This is a genomic window from Terriglobus tenax (genome assembly GCF_025685395.1).
In the GTDB taxonomy this organism is placed as follows: Bacteria; Acidobacteriota; Terriglobia; order Terriglobales; family Acidobacteriaceae; genus Terriglobus; species Terriglobus tenax.
Map to the genome: position 1 here is coordinate 2,337,475 of NZ_JAGSYA010000004.1, position 19,576 is coordinate 2,357,050.

Below are 19,576 nucleotides of genomic sequence, written 5' to 3' on the forward strand. Positions count from 1 at the left end.
TGGAAGCGCTACGGCGTACGATCTATTCTGAGAGTCCGTATGATCGGTCCAATCGTCCAGAATCCGGAACAGACAGAGCAACCGCGTCCGTCCGTGGACCCGTTGTCGGAGGTGCTTTCTCTGCTGAAGCCGCAGAGCTACGCCGCCGGCGGGTTTGCGGTGAACGGCGAAACCGCGATCCATTTTCCGAAGCATCAGGGCATCAAGTGCTATGCCATGCTGGCCGGCGAGTGCTGGCTGGCGCTGGATGGTGGATACGAGCCCCTTCTGCTGCGCGCGGGTGACTGTTTTGTTCTGCCGCGCGGGCTTCCCTTCCGGCTGGCCACGGACCTGAGCGTGGAGCCGGTGCATTACACCGTAGCCAAGGCTCGCTTTGCCATGAGCCACGAACCGCCGGACCTTGCCGCCGTGGGAGCACGCTACATTGTGGGCGGGCATTTTGCGCTGACCGGCGGACATGCCGAGACGCTGCTGCAGGTGTTGCCGCCCATCGTGCATCTGCGCAGCGAGGTGGACAAGACGGCCATGCGGTGGTCCATGGAGCGTATGCGCGAAGAGTTGCGCAACCCGCAGCCGGGCGGAGCGCTGATCGCGCAGCAGGTGGCCTACATGATGCTGATCCAGGCGCTGCGCCAACATTTGAAGGATGCAGCCAGCACCGTTCCGGGCTGGCTTTCCGCGCTGGCCGACAAGCAGATGGGGCTTGCCATCACAAGCATGCACCAGGAGCCGGGCCGGCGGTGGACGCTGGAGTCACTGGCGGAGAGGGTGGGCGTGTCGCGGTCCGTCTTCGCCGAGCGCTTCCGGCAGATTGTCGGAGTGACCCCAATGGAGTACCTGACGCGGTGGCGTATGTTGCTGGCGGCTGACAGGTTGAAGAACTCCTCCGACGGCCTGTCTGCGATCTCGCGGGCGCTGGGGTATGAGTCGGAGAGCGCCTTCGGGAAAGCTTTCCGCAGGACGATGGGCTGCTCGCCCAGGGCGTACGTGCGTCCGGCAGAATGATGAAGGCGCGGGCCGGATCTCTGTATTGCGCCGTGAATGCGAATTCGATTACCTTGGTGCCACTGCAACATTTCAAGAAGATTCCCGCGACAGTCCGCTGTCCTGAATGTCGCAGGTCTTTATGCCCCTCACATCACCAGCTTTTCCTTAACGAAAGTGAGATTCTCCATGTCGTTGCACCGCTTCAAGCAGGTCGCCGCTCTGGCTACGGCACTGTTGCTCTTCCCGTCCGCACCCGCGCAGGAACTGGCAGGGGACAAGGTTGATCTGGATGCCCTGGCACAGATCAAGACGGAGGCCTTCCAGCACTCGCAAGTGATGGAAAACCTCTACTACATGTCCGAGGTCTACGGTCCGCGCGTCAACAACAGCCGCAATCACCGTGCCGCCGCCGAGTGGGCGATGACGCAGATGAAAGCGTGGGGGATGAAGAACGTCCACCTGGAGAAGTGGCCCTTCGGCTACGGATGGCAGATCAAGAAATATTACGGCGCCCTGGAATCTCCGGCGTACGCCGCTATTCCCGGTTTCCCGCTGGCCTGGACACCCGGAACCAATGGCCCGGTCACCGCGGACGCCATGTGGGCGCCGATCCATTCCAAGGAAGATTTCGCCAAGTACAAGGGGAAGCTGAAGGGCAAGATCGTTCTGATCTTTGATCCGGCGGTGCTTACGCTGCACATGACCGCAGACGCACAGAAGTCTCCTACCGATGAAGAGATTCTGGAGCGCGCCAACTCGCCGCGTGGCGGACGCCCGGGTGGCCCCGGTGGTCCGGGCGCCGGTCCGGCGGATCGTGATCCCAGTGGCCGCGGCCGGCATGGCGAAGGCACGTGGGAGTTCACGCCGACTTCGCAGGCCCTTTCCGGCAACACGGCCATTCGTAAGGAGCTGAATGCTTTCCTGAAGGAAGAGGCTCCGGCAGTTGTCCTCACCCCCGGCTACAACGGAGACGGCGGCACCATCTTCGGCAGCTACGGTGGCTCGCAGGATCCCAAGGACCCGGTCCCGCCTCCGATGGTTGCCATTGCGGCAGAGCAGTACAACCGCATTGTCCGCCTGCTGCAGCATGGCAATACACCCAAGCTGACCTTCGATGTGCAGGTTGAGTACCAGAAAGAAGATACCGACGCCTTCAACGTCATCGGTGAGATTCCCGGAACGACCAAGCCGGAGGAGGTCGTTATGGTCGGCGGCCACTTCGACAGCTGGCAGGGCGGCACCGGCGCAACGGACAACGGCACCGGTTCCTCGGTTGCCATGGAGGCTGTACGCATCCTGGCGACGCTGAAGAAGCCGATGGCCCGCACTGTGCGCGTTGCCCTGTGGGGCGGTGAAGAGGAAGGCCTCTTTGGCTCCCTCGCATATGTGCAGCAGCACTACGCCCAGCGCGACACTATGAAGAAGACCCCGGAGTATGACAAGTTCGATGTCTACTTCAACGACGACAACGGCTCGGGCCGCTTCCGCGGCGTCTCCGCCGGTGGCAGCAAGGAGATAGGCGCCATCTTCAAGTCGTGGATTGAACCCATCAAGGACCAGCACATTGTTGCTGTTTCGGGAACCGAGTACCGTCCCATGACCTCACCCGGTGGTACGGACTCGACCAGCTTCACGTGGGTCGGACTGAACGGCATCGGCTTCATGCAGGATCCCCTGGAGTACGGCACGCGTACGCACCACTCCAACGCGGACACCTATGACCGCGTGCAGAAGGACGACGTGATCCAGGGAGCTTTTGTGGAAGCATGGTTCGCCTACAACGCAGCTACTCGCGCAGAGATGCTGCCACGCATCCCAACCCCCGAACCTTTGAAGAAGCAGTAACGAAAGCATCGGGAACGGCAAAGGGTGAGGCCAGCGGCCTCACCCTTTGTGCTTGCAGACAAGCGTGCAGAACTACTCCACGACCATGCGAGGAACGCGGTCGCTGATGCCGCAGAGGATCTCGTACGGAATCGTTCCGGCGAGCGCGGCCTGCTCTTCCACGGGGACGCCGTCGCCGATCAGCGTGACTTCGTCGCCGATGGCCGCGCCGGGGATGTTGGTGACGTCGAGGATGGTCAGGTCCATGGAGACGCGGCCCACGATTTTTGCGTGCTGGCCGTGTACGAGGACGTGACCGCGGTTGGAGAGCTCACGGCGCAGGCCGTCGGCGTAGCCGACGGGAATCAGAGCAAGACGCATGGGCTGCGGAGCGGTGAAGGTAGCGTTGTAGCCCACGGTCGCTCCCGTGGGTACGTCGCGCAGGCTGATCACACGGGTCTTCCAGGTCATGACAGGTTGCAGGGCGGGATGCACATGCGGCTCGGCATCGCCGGTCAGCGGTAGAGCGTAGCCGTACATGGCCAGGCCGGAGCGTGCCATGGGCTGCGCTCCGCAGGTGGCGGCGATGGATTTGATTTCGGTGAGGATCTGCGCGGCGTCCACGCCAGAGGTGTTGCCTGCGTGTACCCAGTCGAGGTGGAGTTTGCTGGCGGAGACTTGCGAGGCGAAGCGGTGCATCTGCTCGTGGTTGAGCGGGGAGTCTGCTTCTTCAGTGGAGCCGAGGTGGGTCATCACGCCTTCGATGCGCAGCGGCGAATCTTCGGCGAGCAGCGCAGCGAAGGCGGCAAGGTCGAGTACTCCCTGGCGGGCCATGCCGGTATCGACCTCAACATGGATGGCGAAACTTCCCGGCGCGAGGCTGCGCTTGCGGGCTGCCTCTTCCAGCAGGCGAAGCTGGTACTCCTCCCACACGACGGGGGTAAGGCCGTGTTCGACGGCGACGGCTGCTTCACCGTTCCAAACGCCGCACATGACCAGGATGCGCGGCATAAGGAAGTGCGGCAGCATGCCGAGCGAGGCTTTGACGCGAACGCCTTCCTCCACGCTGGTGACGCCGAGCCACGCGGCGCCTGCTCCGGCGAGGATAGGCGCGCAGAGCTCTGCGCCGTGGCCGTAGGCGTCTGCCTTGATGACGGCGAGCAGTTCCATGCCCGCGGCTGCGCGAGTGTGGCGAAAGTTGGTGGCCAGGCGCGAGGCCGAGATCTCGGCCCACACCGGCCGCACCTGGTTGGGTTCAATGGTTCGCATGCTTCTGCTTCCATGCTAGATGGCTGGGCGGTGGAAGATGCGTGAGGAGGAACCTTGGCGGCTACTGTTTCTTCTTTGGAGGATCGACCTGGCGGAGGTAGTCTTCCAGACGCTGGCCTTTCTTCAGGGTGAAGTGTTCGTCGAGAAGGGCGAAGTTCTCCATGCGGTCCAGGCGGAAGAGGCGGAAGTCGTTGCGCAGCTCGCACCATGTGGCGGCGGTCCATGCGCCTCCCCAGAAATAGAGAGCGAGTGGGCGGGTGCGGCGGTTGTAGCTGCGCTCGCCGTCTTCACGGCAGTAGTCAAACTGGATGATGCGCTGCGTTACGCAGGCCTCATGAATGCGGTCGATGAGGGTGCGCACGTGCTTCTGCATGCGGAAGCCGGGAGCGTACATCATCACGGAGTCGATCTGCTGACGCATCTCCGGCGGAAGGACAGCTTCAATCTTGCGCAGGGCGTCGGCTGCGCCTGCAACGGCCTCGTCGCCTCCCCAGGCTTTGACCAGGCGGGCGCCGAGGACGAGTGCGGCGAGTTCGTTGGCGTTGAACATCAGGGGAGGCAGATCGACATCGCGTCGCAGGGTGTAGCCGACGCCGGCTTCGCCCAGGATGGGCATGCCCGAAAGCTGAAGGTCCCGCACGTCGCGGTAGACGGTGCGTTCGCTTACCTCCAGCTTGCGGGCCAGGTCGCGCGCGGTCAGCAGGCGGCCGGCGCGCAGCACTTGAACAATGCGGAACAGGCGGTCGGCACGGCGCATGGGTGCAATGGTATCCGTTCAGGTGGTGAGGAGTGGTTATTCCTTGGAGTGCAGACCGACCAGGTTGCCTTCGGTGTCGCGGATGCAGGCGTAGTGGCCGAAGCCGCCGGGAATGGCCGTCTTGGGGATAATGATGTTGCCTCCCTTGGCGGTAACGCGGACGAGGACGGGGTCGAGGTCGCCCTTGCAGGTGAGGTAGACGATGGTTCCCTGCCCGCTGGGCTTCTGAAAGTCGCGCTGCACGAGCGCTCCGCCGGTGCCGACACCGGGCTCGTAGGGAAACATCACCATCGGGTTTTCATCGGGGAAGGACTTCATCTGCATCTCCAGGACCTGCTCGTAGAAGGTTTGTGCGCGCTGGATTTCGAGGGTGGGGATTTCAAACCAGGTGGATGCGTTGGTCACGGCTTCGCTCATGTGGGGGTCTCCTTGGATGACTACAAGGAGGAGCTTACTGACGTGCTACTGACAGCGGGGTGTCAGTAGAGATTCTGATCTTCTAATTCGTGACTAGGGCCACTGGCGTGCTCCATGGAGTACGCGAAGGATGCGAATGCGGTGGCCCTTGACGGTGTAAATAAGGACATACTTCGTCCGGGTAACGACCAGTTCCCGGGTTCCAGGGACACGGCCAGGACGTCCGCTGGCAGGAAATTGGAGGAGCTGTTCGGCTTCGTGCTCAATGCGATCATCCAGCGAAACCGCGGCCTTCGGGTTACGTTTGCCGAGCCATGTCAGCAGCGCGTCGCGGTCCTCAAGTGACGCTGCAGTCCAGGAAAGATGCAGATTAGCGGTTGAGAAGAGCGGCCTTTCTGCGGGCCAAACTCGCCTTGGCGCGGGAATGCGAGACATCTGGCCGAGGATCGTTCAGGGCTTCATGTACCTTCGCGCGGAACCATGCATCGTAGGCTTCCGTGTCCGCAGGGATGGGTAAAGCGCCTTCATTCGCCGTACGAGTGAGGAGTATACGGACCGCGTCCGAGACAGTGATTCCTTGTTTCTTCAACACGGCCGCGGCGCGTTTTTTGATGGCAGGGTCGATGCGTGTTTGGACGAGAGCTGTGGCGGCCATGGACTGAGTGTAATGCAATTGCATTACAGGTATAAATATCTGTTGACTGTGTTTCTACACAATCAAACTCAAGTCCTGTGAAAAACAAAAATGGTTTGCTTCCCATTTTTGAATACCAGGCTCTTGTTGCTGCGTTTGACGTGCGCAATAATTACGCAACCATGCTGGAGTTCATCGACACAAGCCGCGACCGCTGGTACAAGTTATCCGCGACGGAAGCACTGGCTATATCTCCTGCGTTGATTGCAGGCTTGATGAGCGAAGCTGGAGCGCCGTTTATCGCTATTTTTGCGTTTCCGGGGTTCATCGCGCTGCAGTTTCTACGATTGCTGCTCGGGTTTTGCTATCTGCCCTTTTCTCTGCTGCACGTTACAGTTTTTGATAAGGCGCTTAGCAGGTTAGGCGGAGTGCATGGCGGAGACGGAGATATCCTCGCGGTGCCTTTGTCTGTGATTGTCACCATTCTGCTTATGCGGCAGGGGAGAAGCAGTAACTAGTATTCTGCCCCGCCACTATGCGCGGATTCCAGATTCTCAAAACGCGTGTAGTCGCTCAGGTAGGCCATGTGGACGCTGCCGGTGGGGCCGTTGCGTTGTTTGGCGATGATGATTTCGGCCTTGCCTTTGACGTCTTCGTTTTCGCGGTCGTAGTACTCTTCGCGGTGGATGAAGCAGACGACGTCGGCGTCCTGCTCGATGGAGCCTGATTCGCGGAGATCGCTGAGCATGGGCTTCTTTTCGCCGCCGCGCTGTTCGCTGGCACGGGAGAGCTGCGACAGGGCGACGACGGGAACCTTCATTTCCTTGGCAAGAGCTTTGAGACCGCGCGAGATGGAGCTGACTTCCTGCGTGCGGTTCTCGAAGCCTTTTTTGCCGGGGCCGGTGGAGCCGCTCATCAACTGCAGGTAGTCGATCACAATCAGGTCGAGACCGCCTTCCTGCTGCTTCAGGCGGCGGGCCTTGGCGCGCATCTCTGCCAGGGTGATGCCGGGGGTGTCGTCAATGAACATCTTGGACGACATCAGGCGGTCAAGCGCGGCGACCAGCTTGGTCTTGTCTTCGCGGGGAAGGAAGCCGGTCTGGATCTTCTTCGAGTTCACCAGGGCTTCGCTGGCGAGCATACGGCGAAGCAGCGACTCCTTGCTCATTTCGAGCGAGAAGACGGCGACCACCTTGCCGTCGCGCACGGCGGAGTTCTGTGCAATGTTGATGGCCCAGGCCGTTTTACCCATCGAAGGGCGGGCGGCGATGATGGTGAGTTCGGAGTGCTGCAGGCCGCTGGTCATGCGGTCGAACTCGGCGTAGTGCGTGCGCAGGCCGGTGATCTCGCGGCCCTGCTCGTAGAGCGCGTCAATGGTGCCGAAGCTTTCGGCGACGATCTCGCCGATGTTGGAGAAGCTCTTCTGGATGGCGCCTTCGGCGATCTCCAGGACACGGCCTTCCACGCGTGAGAGAACATCGATGGCGAGCTCGGACTGATCGGCCGCGGCGAGGAGCCCGTCGTTGCAGACAGACATGAGCTGGCGCAGCAGGCTCTTGTCTTTGACGATGCGGACGTAGTCCTCAATGTTCGGGTTCCGCGGAATGCCTTCGGTCAGGAACGAGAGGTACGGGATGCCGCCGATGCCTTCCAGCTCTTTTTTGCGGGCAAGGTTGTCGGAGACGGTGACAATGTCGATGGCGTGGCCGGCCTCGATCATCTCCAGCATGGCAGCGTAGACGCGGCGGTGCGAGTCGAGCGAGAAGTCGTCGATGCGCAGACGCGCGGTGGCGTCCGTGATCGCAAGCCCATCGGTGAGCATGGCGCCGAGGATCGTGTTTTCCGCGTGCAGTGCCGCCGGTGCGCCCTGCTGCTCGATAATCTGGAGGTAGGAAGCCATCAGTGGGTCTGGCTTAAGGATATGCCTGTTACGACCGTGCCGGGTGAGAAAGTCGGGCTGCGGAAAATTGCGGGAACCTGTGGAATTACGGAGAACGAATATGTCAGAAAAACATGCCCTGGCGGTGCCGCCCGCGGCCAAACGTGATGCGAAGTCCTTTGAAATCCTGCGGGTATGGATTGCCGAGCAGGACCAGCACGTAAGCCTGGGGGCGGAGGTGTGGGAGGACCCGGCGGCGTGGGGTATCTTTCTGGCCGACCTGGCGCGCCACATTGCCAATGCGCAGAAGCAGGCGGGCAAGTCGAAGAATACCGAGGCATTTCTGGCGCGGCTGCGGGAAGGCTTTGAGGAAGAGATGGACGAGCCGACCGACGAGGTCAGCGGGCAGATTCATTAGGCGGGCTGCTTGCGCGCCTGGATCTCGATGAAGACGTTGATCAGCGTCAGCGCCGCGGGCGTGATGCCGGGAATGCGGCTGGCCTGGCCGATGGTGGCCGGGCGAATGCGGGTGAGCTTCTCCTGAATTTCTCGCGAGAGGCCGCTGACGGCCGTGTAGTCGAAGAAATCAGGAATGGCGCGCTCCTCGCTCTTCTTCAGTTTATCGATGGAACGGCGCTGCTGGTCCAGGTAGCCGGCGAACTTGATCTCGGTTTCGACGGACTTCAGCTCATTGCGAATCCAGGAGGGTAGCGTGCCGTTTGCCAGCGGCTCGGCGTAGGGAGCGAAGCGCTCGTCTTCGGAGAGCTTTGCGACGAAGTTCGGTAGCAACTGGTCGATGGTTACTTCCGGCCGCTTGAGAAGCTGGGCCAGTGTCTGGCCCTTGGTTTCGCCTTCCTTGATGCGTTCGGTGGAGAGCAGCTTTTCGAGTGCGACCATACGGGCCTGCTTGGCCTCGTAGTCGGCCCAGGCCTCGTCTCCGATCAGGCCGAGCATGCGGCCCTTGGGGGTAAGGCGGCGGTCGGCGTTGTCAATGCGCAGGTGCAGGCGGAACTCCGCGCGCGAGGTGAACATGCGGTAGGGTTCGTTGGTGCCCTTGCTGATGAGGTCGTCGATCAGGATGCCGGTGTAGCCGTCGGAGCGGTCGAGCCAGAAAGGCGCTTCGCCCTTAACGCTGAGAGCGGCGTTGATGCCGGCCATCAGACCCTGGCAGGCGGCCTCTTCGTAGCCGCTGGTGCCGTTGATCTGTCCGGCAAGATACAAGCCATCAATGGACTTCACCTTCAGCGAGCGGTCCAGCTCGGTGGGGTCAATGGCGTCGTACTCGATGGCATAGCCGGGGCGCAGCATCTCGGCCATTTCGAGACCGGGGATGGAGTGGACCATCGCCGCCTGCACTTCCATCGGAAGGCTGGTGGACATGCCGTTGATGTAGACCTCGTGCGTATTCAGGCCTTCAGGTTCCAGGAAGAACTGGTGCTGGGTCTTGTCCGGGAACTTGACGATCTTGTCTTCGATGGACGGGCAGTAGCGCGGGCCGATGCCTTCAATCTGGCCGGAGTACATGGCCGAGCGGTGCACGTTCTGGCGGATGATCTCCAGCGTCTCCGGTGTCGTGGTCGCGATGTGGCAGCTGACCTGACGCAGTTGAGGCACGGTCTTCGTGCGGAAGCTGAAGGGTGTCGGGTCGACGTCGCCGGGCTGCTCTTCAAAGCGCGACCAGTCGATGGTGCGTCCGTCGAGACGCGGAGGTGTTCCGGTCTTCAGGCGGCATTCGCGCAGGCCGAGCTTTTTCAGGCTCTCGCCCAGAAGGACGCTGGCGGGTTCGCCGCTGCGGCCGGCGGTGTAACGCTCTTCGCCGCAGTGGATGAGTCCGTTGAGGAAGGTGCCGGTGGTGATGACGACGGCGGCGGCGTGGACGGTGCGTCCGTCGCGGAGTTTGACGCCAGTGATCCGGCGCGTGTCGTCCGTGTCTTCAAGGACGACGTCGATGACTTCGGCCTGCTTGATGAACAGGTTCGGCTGAGCTTCCAGAACCTCGCGCATTTTTACGCGGTACAGGGCCTTGTCGCACTGCGCGCGGGGCGACCACACGGCGGGGCCGCGGGAGGTGTTGAGCAGGCGGAACTGGATGCCGACGGCGTCGGCGACCTCGCCCATAATGCCGCCCATCGCATCGACCTCGCGGACGAGGTGACCCTTGGCGATACCGCCAATGGCGGGGTTGCAGCTCATCTGTGCGATGAGATCGAGGTTCAGCGTGAACAGTGCGGTGCGCAGCCCCATGCGGGCGGCAGCCATCGCGGCTTCGCAGCCTGCGTGGCCGGCCCCGACGATGAGGACGTCGAACTGTTCGGTGAATGCCATCCACTTTTATTTTACGGCGATTTGCTTATCCCGCCTGCGCTTCCCAGCCATCGTATTCACCGCCGTGCTTCTCGGCGATCTCAGTGAACGGGATACGAAGCGCATGGATGGACTGCTCATTGATGATTGCTGTGTGTTCTGCCATCACGAGCCACGGACGCATAGCAACGTGGCTCTTTTCCAGTTTCATTCCAAGCTTGATTCGAAAGCCCATTGCTTTCAGTTGATCGGCTGCATCATCCGCATCTTGAGAGGTCTTGAAATAGAAATAGTGGATGCAATGGCGAGGTTGAGTGAGATCGGAGCCAAGCTCAATGAGTTGCGCAAAAACTTTACGATCTGCTTCGTCTGAGTCAGTGAAAGAACCTGTAGGCTCATATCCTTCCACTTGTGTGGGCGGAAAAATCCGTGCCTTTCGGCGAAACAAATGTTTAAAAAAGTTCGGCATGATTGCTTCAGTGTATGTAGGAGAGCGAATAAAAGGATCAGTTTCCGTTCAGAATGACAAAGCAAGAAAAACAAAGCGGCAGGCCCTCTGTCTCAAAATGAGACCGGCACATGAGGAGCATGGTGCAGGTGACACAACCACCTCGGCCATAGCCTCATCCCACACAGCAGGGGCCCGCCGGAGCGCGGGCCTTTACTTTCTGATCGGGGTATGGGCGATGTTCGATAAAGTGCTTCACATCTGGCACGGCTGGTTTCTTGCGCTGTTCGTCTTCTGCGCTGCGCTGGTCTTTTCCAATGTGTTCCACACGGTGCTGTTCCGTGTGCTGCGGCGCAAGCAGGCTGAGAGTGCAAGCCCGGTCACCAGCGGGATAGGCTTCGGGCTGCAGAAGTACCTGGCCAAGCCGGCGCGCGCCATCTTTATCCTGACCTGCCTGTTCTTCGTGGAGCCGGTGCTGCCGATTCCCACGCGCTACCACGACGAGGTGCGCCAGGCGATGGCCATCCTCTTCGTCATCTCGCTGGGATGGTTTGCCACCGGCATTGTGTACGTGGTGCAGAACATCTTCCTGCGCCGCTATGACATTACCTCGACAGACAATATCCAGGCGCGGCGCGTGCATACGCAGTTCGGCCTGTTTCGCCGCTTCATCATCTCGCTGATCATGGTGGTGACGATCGCCGGTTGTTTGTGGACCTTCCACGACGACCGGCTTTGGAAGGCCGGCACCGGCCTGCTGGCTTCCGCTGGTATCGCTTCCCTTGTACTTGCCACCGCGGCCAAATCCACGGCCTCCAACTTTCTGGCCGGCGTGCAGATTGCGCTGACCGAACCGATCCGCATCGACGACGTGGTGATCGTCCAGGGCGAGTGGGGACGCATTGAAGAGATCACCTCGGCCTATGTCGTCGTCAAGATCTGGGACCTGCGGCGCCTGATCGTTCCGCTGAGTTACTTCATTGAGAACAGCTTTCAGAACTGGACGCGTGAATCATCCGAGATTATGGGAACGGCGTTTCTGTACGTGGACTACGCCATTCCGGTGGAACCTTTGCGTCAAAAGCTGCGGGAGATATGCCAGGCGTCTCCCCTGTGGGATGGCAAGGTATGCGGCCTGCAGGTGACGGACATCAAGGAGCACACCATGGAATTGCGCTGCCTCGTGAGTAATCGCAACGCAGGGGACAATTTTGACCTGCGCTGTATTGTGCGGGAGAAGATGATGGAGTTTATCCGGGAAAATTATCCCGAGCACTTCCCGCGCACGCGCTTTGCCGGGTTGCCAGACGCAGGGCGTTCCGCCGGTGAAACGGCGGAGAAGTTTACACCTACGGCAACCGGCACAGCCTTATAAAGGATCAGGGTGTGACGCGGCACACTGCACGGAACAAATTCACGGGGCGATGATGAAGTTGTCCTAAGCTGAGGGTGCCATGCCAATTGTTTTGTGTTTCAATCCGGGTAGCAATTCACTGAAGTTTGACCTGGTGGAGACCGAGGCTGGCCAGTCGCGCGCCTCGGCGGGGAAGCGTTTGCTGACCGGCGGCATCGACAACGTGGGCAAGCCCACGGAGATCGAGATTGCGCGCGGCGATGAAGCTTCGCGCAAAGAGCCGTTGCCCGCGGGCGATTACGGCGCTATGACGACGGCAGCGCTGGATGCGCTGGATAAGCTCGGTTTGCCGAAGCCCGACCTGGCCGGTGTGCGCGTGGTGCATGGCGGCAGTGATTTCACGCAGGCCGTGCGCGTGGACGAAGAGGTGCTCCGGAAGATTGAGGCGCGCGCGGAACTTGCGCCGCTGCATAATCCAAACTCTGTGAAGGTCATCCACGCTCTGCAGCAGCATGGCAGTGCGCTGCCGGTTGCCTGCACCTTCGACACGGCCTTTCATCACACCTTGCCCGAGGTCGCATGGCGGTATCCCATCGACCGGGAGATCGCGAAAAAGCATGGTATCCGCAAGTATGGCTTTCATGGGCTCTCGCACCGCTACCAGATGGAACAGTTCTGTTACCTGAGCGGAACGCCGCTGGAAGATGCGTCGATTGTGACGACACATCTCGAGAGCGGTTCGTCGGTCTGCGCGATTCGCAACGGCAGGTCAGTGGATACCTCCATGGGCTTCACGCCGCTGGAAGGCTTGATGATGGGCACGCGGTCCGGTTCCATCGATCCGGCGATTGTTCCCTTCCTGATGGAGCACGAAGGTATGTCTGCGAGTGAGGCACTCAACTTCCTTGAGAAGAGGTCCGGCCTGCTGGCCATCTCCGGCCAGTCACTGGATACGCGCATCCTTCGCAAGAAGACAGATGAGCGTTCCCTGCTGGCGATGGCGATGTTTGCCTATCGTGTGCGCGCGGCCATTGGTGCGTATCTTGCGGTGTTAGGCGAAGCGCGTGCGGTTGTGTTCAGTGGAGGCATCGGAGAGAATACCCCTGAGGTTCGCGGCCCCATTGCCGAGGGCCTGCGAGGCTGGGGCATGCAGGTGGATCCCGCCCGCAATACTGAGGTGATGGCGGGCGACACGTTGCTCTCCACACCCGCATCAAAACTTGCCGCATGGGTCATACACGCTGACGAAGGCATGCAACTCGCACACGAGTGCACGCAAGCCACACAGTAACCGCTCAACCCACGGAGATGATTGCGATGCCGCTTACCCCCGAAGATCTCGGACGTATTGACGCCTATTGGCGCGCTGCAAATTACCTGTCTGTCGGACAGATCTACCTGCGGGACAATGCCCTGCTGCGCCGTCCGCTAACGGTGGACGACATCAAGCCGCGCCTGCTTGGGCACTTCGGCACAACACCCGGGCTGAACTTCGTCTATGTGCATTTGAACCGCATCATCCAGCAGCGGCGGCACAGCATGCTGCTCATCACCGGCCCTGGACATGGAGCTCCGGGCATTCTTGCCAATACCTTTCTTGAAGGCAGCTACTCGGAGACGTATCCGAATATTCAGCAGGACTACGATGGGCTGAAGCTCTTCTTCAAGCAGTTCTCGTGGCCGTATGGGATTCCCAGCCACTGCGCGGCGAATGTGCCGGGTTCCATCAACGAGGGGGGCGAGCTTGGCTACTCGCTGGTGCATGCCTATGGCGCCGCGTTTGATAACCCGCACCTGGTGGTTCCCTGCATTGTGGGTGATGGCGAAGCGGAGACAGGCACACTTGCCACCTCGTGGCACTCCAACAAGTTCATGAACCCGGTTACGGATGGAACCGTGCTGCCGATCCTGCACCTGAACGGCTACAAGATTGCCAATCCGACGGTGCTGGCGCGTATTCCGCAGGAAGAGCTGGAGCAGTTATTCCGCGGCTATGGCTACACGCCCTATACCGTGGAAGGGGATGATCCGGCGACGATGCATTCGTTGATGGCCGATACGCTGGACCGCATCTTTGACCACATTGCGCGGATTCGCGAAGAGGCAAAGTCGCAGAACCCGCCTGAGCGGCCTGCGTGGCCCATGCTGATTCTGCGGACGCCGAAGGGCTGGACCTGCCCGCACATGGTGGATGGCAAACAGGTAGAGGGCACGTGGCGCGCGCACCAGGTGCCTCTGGATGAAGTACGCACCAACCCGGAACACCTGAAGCTGCTGGAAGGCTGGCTGCGCAGCTATAAGCCGGAGGAGCTGTTTGAAGACGATGGCTGCCCTGTCGCTTCGGTGCTTGATCTTGCGCCGAAGGGTGACCTGCGCATGTCGGCCAATCCCAGCGCCAATGGCGGCGAGCTGCTGAAACCGCTGTCGCTGCCGGACTTCCGCGACTACGCGGTGGAGTGTGTGCGTCCGTGCGCTGCCGACGAGGTCTCCGCAACGAAGATCCTTGGCGATTACCTGCGCGATGTGATCCGGCGCAACTCAGCCAATCGCAACTTCCGCATCTTCGGTCCGGATGAGACTGCTTCGAACCGCCTGCAGGATGTGTACCAGGCCACGACGAAGCAGTGGGAAGGAGAGAGGCTCGCTGTCGACGAGAACCTGTCCACCGACGGCCGCGTGGTGGAGGTGCTGAGCGAGAACCTTTGCCAGGGTTGGCTTGAGGGCTACCTGCTCACCGGGCGGCATGGCTTCTTCTCCTGCTATGAAGCCTTCATCCACATCATCGACTCCATGTTCAACCAGCATGCCAAGTGGTTGAAGGCATGCAAAGAACTGCCATGGCGCAAGCCGGTAGCATCGCTGACCTACCTGCTGAGTTCGCACGTCTGGCGGCAGGACCATAACGGTTTCTCGCACCAGGACCCCGGCTTTATTGACCATGTTGCGAACAAGCAGAGCGATGTGACACGCATCTACTTCCCTCCCGATGCGAACTGCCTGCTCTCGGTGGGTGACCACTGCCTGCGCAGCCGTAACTACATCAACCTGATCATTGCCGGGAAGCAGCCGGCGCATACCTACCTGACCATGGACGAAGCGGTGCGCCACTGCACGGACGGCCTGGGCGAATGGCAGTGGGCTTCCAACTGCAGCCCGGACGAATTGCCGGATGTGGTGGTGGCCAGCGCCGGCGATGTGCCGACGATGGAAGCCCTGGCCGCGGTGACGGTGTTGCGGGAGTGGGCGCCGGGGCTGAAGGTGCGCTTCGTCAACGTCGTGGATCTGTTCACGCTGGAGACGCAGGTGCAGCATCCGCATGGTCTGGATGATGAGACCTTCGAACGTATCTTCACGAAGGACAAGCCGGTGATCATGGCCTTCCACGGCTATCCCACGGTGGTGCACAAGCTCACCTACAAGCGCAGCAACCACATGAACTTCCACGTGCATGGTTTCCGCGGCGAAGGCACCACCACAACGCCGTTTGATATGACGGTGCTGAACCATGTGGACCGTTTCTCCCTGGCGCTGGATTGCGTGAAGTATGCTTTGCCGGGAGAGTATGACCGCGTCCGGCAGATCTACAGCGAGAAGATGCAGCAGCACAAGCTGCATGTCAGCGAGCATGGGGAAGACCTGCCCGAGGTCACCGATTGGAAGTGGACGAGCGCGGAGTAGGTACGTTGGTCAGGAGAAAATGGCTTTAGTTGTTGAGGGAATGACCTCAGCGGCTAAAGCCGTTTTGTTTTGGGGTGGAAAGCGCGATCTCCCACCCATGCTTCACATGGATTGGGCACCCGGTGTTTTAGTCAGGAAAAAGTATTTACTGCTGCAGCCAGCGCGCCACGGCCTTGTTGCAAACTTCGGGCTGTTCTTCGAATGGCAGATGACCTACGCCGGGCAGCACCATCAGCTGAGCGCGCGGCATGGCGCTTACCAGCCGCTCGGCAGAGGGCAGGCTCACGGCGCGGTCCATGTCTCCCCAGATCAGCAGGGCGGGAACATCGGCCAGACGTACCAGCATCTTCTTCAGTCCGCGCATGTCCGTGCTCCAACCGCGGACAATGGCCAGCAGGTGATCCATGGTGCCGGGAATGCTCAGGTGCTCGGTGTAGCAGTCCAGCGTGCCATCAATAATGCGCGATGGCTCACCGTACATGCGGCGCAGAGCTGCCTGGTGCAGCAGGCGCGGCCACATGGGAACGCGACGGCCAAGCCATGCGCCCACCGGTGTGGTGAAGAAACGCGCACTGCGCTCACCGTGCAGGCAGAACGGGTTTGCCGGAGCAAACAGAACCAGCTTGCCAATGCGCCGGGTATGACGCGCGGCCAGCATCATGGCCAGGGCTCCGCCATGGGAATGTCCTGCTACGTCGGCGACGTCGAGGCCCAGCTCGTCCATCAGCCGGGCAATGCGGTCGGCGGTCGCTTCCAGGCTGGCATCCAGCCCGGCCACGCGCTGGGTTTTCCCCATGTTGAACAGGTCAATCGCGTACACGGTGGAGTGGCGCGCAAGGTCTTTCAGGTTGCGCCGCCAGGTCTGGCCGTCGGCCAGCAAACCATGCAGCAGCAGCAGGGGGCGTCCCGCGCCCGCAATGCGGCAATGCACGGCTACACCGTCCACTGTCACCTGCCGTTCTTCTACCTGGAATTCGCTTGCCAAGGCTTTCGACTGACTTCCTTCTCTCGACGTATAGGACGCTGTACGGAAATTTCCCGCAGCAGGCGCCAACCCTCCAATGTTACAGGAGTGTTACAGGAAATTAGATGCGAAAGGTGGTTGGGCGGTGACATTTTGAAGCACACTGCACCTTTGCCGCTGCACAATCAGAAGGTATGCCGATTGAACTCACGTCACAGGACCGCGACGAAGCGATCAACTCTCTCAAGCTTTACGCGGAGACGAACCTTGCCGAGCCGCTGAACACGCTGGCGGCGGGCCTTCTGCTGGACTTCTTCCTGGAAGAGGTTGGCCCGCTGGTCTATAACCGCGCCATTTCGGATGCGCAGGCGCGGATGCAGTCCAAGCTGCTTGACCTGGAAGGCGAACTGCATGAAGACGCCTTCCAGTACTGGCCGAAGCAACGCTCGAAACGCCGCTGACCTTTCGCGGCGGGCTGACGGGTCAGCGGGCTGAGAGGAGAACTTCGACCTGGGTGTCCTTCTCGAAGCTCACGGCATGTCCGCGGGTGAGGAAGCGGAAGTAGATGGACTTGGCAAATGCATAGGCGCCAAAGCCGGTGGCCACATTGCGATCGTTGGCCGTAAGAGCCACCACGCGCGCTACCAGGCCGAACCCATTGGCGGCCACGGTCTGCCGGCCCAGGCCGTTGCCATCGCGGTCCTGGTGCTGCGCCGCCGCGGCCAGCACGCCCAGCAGCAGCGGAGCCACAAAGCGGTTCTTATCGGCATTGGCCTTCGCTCCGCCCTCGCGGTCAACCGTAATGTTTGCTGCGGAGCTGCCTTCCGCCCCGCTTAGCGTGCCATGGACCTTCTGAGACTGTTCGTCCTGGCGCTTCACACTTCTGAAGTCAAAACGCAGCTGGCCGTTGCGGCTGAAGCTCCTGGATGGCTTGCTCTCCAGCACCATGCCTTCCAGTGTCGTGCCTTCGGGCAGAACCACCTTCTTCTGTGCGTCCACCACCGGCTCTGTCACCACGGCGATTACCCTGTCGCCGCGCTTCGCGGTGTCGGAGCTTAACGAGGTTGCAAGCCGCGCCTTCACCATCAGCTTGTCCAGCGTCTCCGGGGTGGCCACGCTGGCGGCAGCTGGTTCCTGCGCAGGCAGTTGGACTGCGGCGGGTTGTTCCAGGTCGGCAATCATTTGCGTGCCTGCCCATATCCGCTGCGGATGATACGGCAGCTGGCTGTACAGCAGGCGCAGAGCGCGATCTTTCATCCCAGGGGCAGCAACCTGGTCCTTTACGGAGGCAATCTTCTCGTGCGCTGCCTTCTTTGCCTGCGCGGCGATGCCTGACTTCTGCTGGCCGGGAACGAAGCGCACCAGCTTCGTCTCGCGGATGGTCGCGCGGGCGTCCAGCGGAACATCGCGGCCATCGATCAGGACGCTCTCAAACTTCACAACCGGGTCATGCAGCGGGGTAACGTCGCCATCCAGCCATGCCTGTACCCGCAGCTTCTTTTCTGCCGGCTTCAAATCGGTGACGATGCCTTTGACCACGGCATCCTTTGGCAGCACCATGCGGTCCACAACGTAGATCGGCTCCGTCAGAATGCCTTCCACCGCCTGCCCGCGCTTCAGGTTGGCTGTTTTCGTAATCCGCACATGCAGCGGCACATTCTGCTCCACGGTCAACGTCTGGCTTTGCTGCGCCGCGCCCGCGGCGGTAAGGCACATTACGAACAACAAATGGCGCTTCACTGCATCACCGCCGCTACGGCCTGTGCAAGGGTCGTCTCCGCCGGAAGCGGCTTGAATGCCTCGTGATTGCTGACCTGCTGGCGGCCAATGGTTTTGAAAAAGATGGCGCGGCCATCGATATGTGTCTCAACCTTCACTGTCTTCCATACACCCTGGCCCACTTCGTCGCGCTGGGTTGAGAAGTTGCTGCCGCTGTGGATGGTTGCCAGCAGGCCATAGCCAAAACTCACGTCGTCGTTCAGTTTTCCCTCCAGCGAGTGCAGCCGGATCTCCTGCGTATCCACCAACATCGATCCGCTCATGCCATGCAGAACGCGTTCTTCGTAGTTTTGTGGGGCATAGTCAGGATTCGGCTTGTAGAGAATGCGTGTGTAGCGGCCATCGGTACCGGCCAGTTCAAAGAGAAAGGCGTGAGGCAGCAGCTCCAGCATCTGCTGGGCATGCTTCTCATCGTTCTTGCGTGCCTGTTCCGCGCGGATAAATGCCGCGGGATCGGTGGCGATCTTCTTCAGCTTTGCCAGTTCCGCCTGCTGCCTGGCGGCATCCAGCGGCTTGCCATCTTCTTCCAGAAGGTAGCGCACGCGGCCTTCGGCAACCTCAGCAACGCGCTCCTTCCACAGCTTGCCGCCGGTACGGTCCGACCGTTCAAAGCTGGTGTAAAGATACGGTGGCTTGTGTTGCAGAGCCGCCCGCTCATTGGCGACGACCTGGATCAGTGTCTCCCGGGGCCCCGGCTGTGCAACCACACCGGCCACGGAGAAAATGGCCATTGTTGCAAACGATAGAACGCGCTTCATCTGCGGCAGATGCTACCTCGCTAACCTGAATCCTTCCTTAAGACTCCTGCCGCCGGTGGGTGTTATCCCTTATGCGGGATTTCGTTCCCGGTAGGCTGTCCGTGCCTTCTCAATGGCTTTGTAGTTCTTCTCTGCCCAGATCCACACGCTGCAGAAGGCCTCACCCAGGCTGCGGCCCAGCGGGGTCAGCGTGTACTCGACCTTCGGTGGAATGATGGGATGCACGGTGCGTGTCACAAATCCGTCGGCCTCCATCTGCCGCAGGGTCTGCGTCAGCATCTTCTGGCTTACGCCGCCCACCTGCTCCGCCAACTGGGTAAAGCGCAGCGTGCCATGTTGGTCCAGCGCCTCGAGTGTTAAAAGCGTCCATTTATCGGCAACGCGTGCGATGGTTTGCTGGACCAGGGCGTCTATATCCGCAAGAGCGGAGGACTTGCCGCCCGGCGACTGGAAGGAGAGCGGGGCCTTCGGTTTCTTTGGTTGTCTGATGGAATCCATATTACTTACCTCGTGGTAACTGTATT

The 19,576-nt window shown here is 60.8% G+C and carries 20 protein-coding genes; 8 read left to right on the forward strand and 12 right to left on the reverse strand.

Annotated elements, in window-relative coordinates:
• Nucleotides 1-39: 39 nt before the first annotated feature.
• Together OHL13_RS15415 and OHL13_RS15420 are read left to right on the forward strand one after the other, a co-directional pair.
• A complete protein-coding gene (locus tag OHL13_RS15415; protein WP_263411016.1) occupies nt 40-1,005 on the forward strand; it encodes an AraC family transcriptional regulator in 966 nt (321 codons plus the stop codon).
• Nucleotides 1,006-1,173: 168 nt separating this feature from the next.
• On the forward strand, nt 1,174-2,832 hold the full coding sequence (locus OHL13_RS15420) for a M28 family peptidase (RefSeq protein ID WP_263411017.1): 1,659 nt from the start codon (nt 1,174-1,176) through the stop codon (nt 2,830-2,832).
• A gap of 72 nt (nt 2,833-2,904) precedes the next feature.
• Here OHL13_RS15420 and alr read toward each other — a convergent pair whose 3' ends face one another.
• The 5 genes from alr to OHL13_RS15445 all read right to left on the reverse strand — a co-directional run bounded on the left by alr (nt 2,905) and on the right by OHL13_RS15445 (nt 5,933).
• Nucleotides 2,905-4,080, reverse strand: a complete 1,176-nt coding sequence (gene alr / locus OHL13_RS15425) for an alanine racemase (RefSeq protein WP_263411018.1) — start codon at nt 4,078-4,080, stop codon at nt 2,905-2,907.
• 61 nt (nt 4,081-4,141) lie between these two features.
• The gene (locus tag OHL13_RS15430; protein WP_263411019.1) at nt 4,142-4,837 is read right to left on the reverse strand and encodes a helix-turn-helix transcriptional regulator; all 696 of its coding nucleotides are present in this window, start codon (nt 4,835-4,837) and stop codon (nt 4,142-4,144) included.
• A 36-nt stretch (nt 4,838-4,873) separates the two neighbouring features.
• Nucleotides 4,874-5,254, reverse strand: coding sequence for a VOC family protein (locus OHL13_RS15435; RefSeq protein ID WP_263411020.1), 381 nt, complete (start codon nt 5,252-5,254; stop codon nt 4,874-4,876).
• A gap of 93 nt (nt 5,255-5,347) precedes the next feature.
• A complete protein-coding gene (locus OHL13_RS15440) occupies nt 5,348-5,689 on the reverse strand; it encodes a type II toxin-antitoxin system RelE/ParE family toxin (protein ID WP_263411021.1) in 342 nt (113 codons plus the stop codon).
• Nucleotides 5,625-5,933 (reverse strand): type II toxin-antitoxin system RelB/DinJ family antitoxin, encoded by a 309-nt coding sequence (locus tag OHL13_RS15445; RefSeq protein ID WP_317889931.1) that lies wholly within the window; start codon nt 5,931-5,933, stop codon nt 5,625-5,627. Before OHL13_RS15445 ends, OHL13_RS15440 begins: the two co-directional genes overlap by 65 nt.
• Nucleotides 5,934-5,986: 53 nt before the next feature.
• On the opposite strand from OHL13_RS15445, the gene OHL13_RS15450 reads away from it, so the two are divergent.
• Nucleotides 5,987-6,406 (forward strand): hypothetical protein, encoded by a 420-nt coding sequence (locus OHL13_RS15450; RefSeq protein WP_263411023.1) that lies wholly within the window; start codon nt 5,987-5,989, stop codon nt 6,404-6,406.
• On the opposite strand, the gene dnaB is transcribed toward OHL13_RS15450, so the two are convergent.
• Nucleotides 6,403-7,788 carry a replicative DNA helicase gene (gene dnaB, locus OHL13_RS15455; protein WP_263411024.1) on the reverse strand — a complete coding sequence of 462 codons (1,386 nt, stop codon included), beginning with the start codon at nt 7,786-7,788 and terminating at the stop codon, nt 6,403-6,405. The genes OHL13_RS15450 and dnaB overlap by 4 nt on opposite strands.
• Nucleotides 7,789-7,888: 100 nt before the next feature.
• Here dnaB and OHL13_RS15460 point away from each other — a divergent pair, with 100 nt between their 5' ends.
• The gene (locus OHL13_RS15460; RefSeq protein ID WP_263411025.1) at nt 7,889-8,185 is read left to right on the forward strand and encodes a DUF5076 domain-containing protein; all 297 of its coding nucleotides are present in this window, start codon (nt 7,889-7,891) and stop codon (nt 8,183-8,185) included.
• On the opposite strand, the gene mnmG is transcribed toward OHL13_RS15460, so the two are convergent.
• Both mnmG and OHL13_RS15470 read right to left on the reverse strand, forming a co-directional pair.
• Complete coding sequence (mnmG, locus tag OHL13_RS15465) at nt 8,182-10,092, reverse strand: tRNA uridine-5-carboxymethylaminomethyl(34) synthesis enzyme MnmG (protein ID WP_263411026.1); 1,911 nt, start codon at nt 10,090-10,092, stop codon at nt 8,182-8,184. The genes OHL13_RS15460 and mnmG overlap by 4 nt on opposite strands.
• A gap of 25 nt (nt 10,093-10,117) precedes the next feature.
• On the reverse strand, nt 10,118-10,540 hold the full coding sequence (locus tag OHL13_RS15470; protein ID WP_263411027.1) for a ribonuclease E inhibitor RraB: 423 nt from the start codon (nt 10,538-10,540) through the stop codon (nt 10,118-10,120).
• Between the two features lie 217 nt (nt 10,541-10,757).
• Here OHL13_RS15470 and OHL13_RS15475 point away from each other — a divergent pair, with 217 nt between their 5' ends.
• From OHL13_RS15475 to OHL13_RS15485, 3 genes are all read left to right on the forward strand, one after another.
• Complete coding sequence (locus OHL13_RS15475) at nt 10,758-11,894, forward strand: mechanosensitive ion channel family protein (protein WP_263411028.1); 1,137 nt, start codon at nt 10,758-10,760, stop codon at nt 11,892-11,894.
• A 79-nt stretch (nt 11,895-11,973) separates the two neighbouring features.
• On the forward strand, nt 11,974-13,164 hold the full coding sequence (locus OHL13_RS15480; protein WP_263411029.1) for an acetate/propionate family kinase: 1,191 nt from the start codon (nt 11,974-11,976) through the stop codon (nt 13,162-13,164).
• 17 nt (nt 13,165-13,181) lie between these two features.
• Complete coding sequence (locus tag OHL13_RS15485) at nt 13,182-15,551, forward strand: phosphoketolase family protein (RefSeq protein ID WP_263411030.1); 2,370 nt, start codon at nt 13,182-13,184, stop codon at nt 15,549-15,551.
• Nucleotides 15,552-15,696: 145 nt separating this feature from the next.
• On the opposite strand, the gene OHL13_RS15490 is transcribed toward OHL13_RS15485, so the two are convergent.
• Entirely contained in the window at nt 15,697-16,536 is an 840-nt protein-coding gene (locus OHL13_RS15490; protein WP_263411031.1) for an alpha/beta fold hydrolase, read from the reverse strand.
• A gap of 173 nt (nt 16,537-16,709) precedes the next feature.
• Between OHL13_RS15490 and OHL13_RS15495 the strand changes: the two genes are divergently transcribed.
• The gene (locus tag OHL13_RS15495) at nt 16,710-16,976 is read left to right on the forward strand and encodes a DUF2164 domain-containing protein (protein ID WP_263411032.1); all 267 of its coding nucleotides are present in this window, start codon (nt 16,710-16,712) and stop codon (nt 16,974-16,976) included.
• Nucleotides 16,977-16,998: 22 nt separating this feature from the next.
• Here OHL13_RS15495 and OHL13_RS15500 read toward each other — a convergent pair whose 3' ends face one another.
• The 3 genes from OHL13_RS15500 to OHL13_RS15510 form a co-directional block, all read right to left on the reverse strand.
• The gene (locus tag OHL13_RS15500) at nt 16,999-18,243 is read right to left on the reverse strand and encodes a hypothetical protein (RefSeq protein ID WP_263411033.1); all 1,245 of its coding nucleotides are present in this window, start codon (nt 18,241-18,243) and stop codon (nt 16,999-17,001) included.
• An 8-nt stretch (nt 18,244-18,251) separates the two neighbouring features.
• On the reverse strand, nt 18,252-19,052 hold the full coding sequence (locus tag OHL13_RS15505) for a hypothetical protein (RefSeq protein ID WP_263411034.1): 801 nt from the start codon (nt 19,050-19,052) through the stop codon (nt 18,252-18,254).
• A 69-nt stretch (nt 19,053-19,121) separates the two neighbouring features.
• Nucleotides 19,122-19,550, reverse strand: coding sequence for a winged helix-turn-helix transcriptional regulator (locus OHL13_RS15510; protein ID WP_263411035.1), 429 nt, complete (start codon nt 19,548-19,550; stop codon nt 19,122-19,124).
• Between the last annotated feature and the right edge of the window lie 26 nt (nt 19,551-19,576).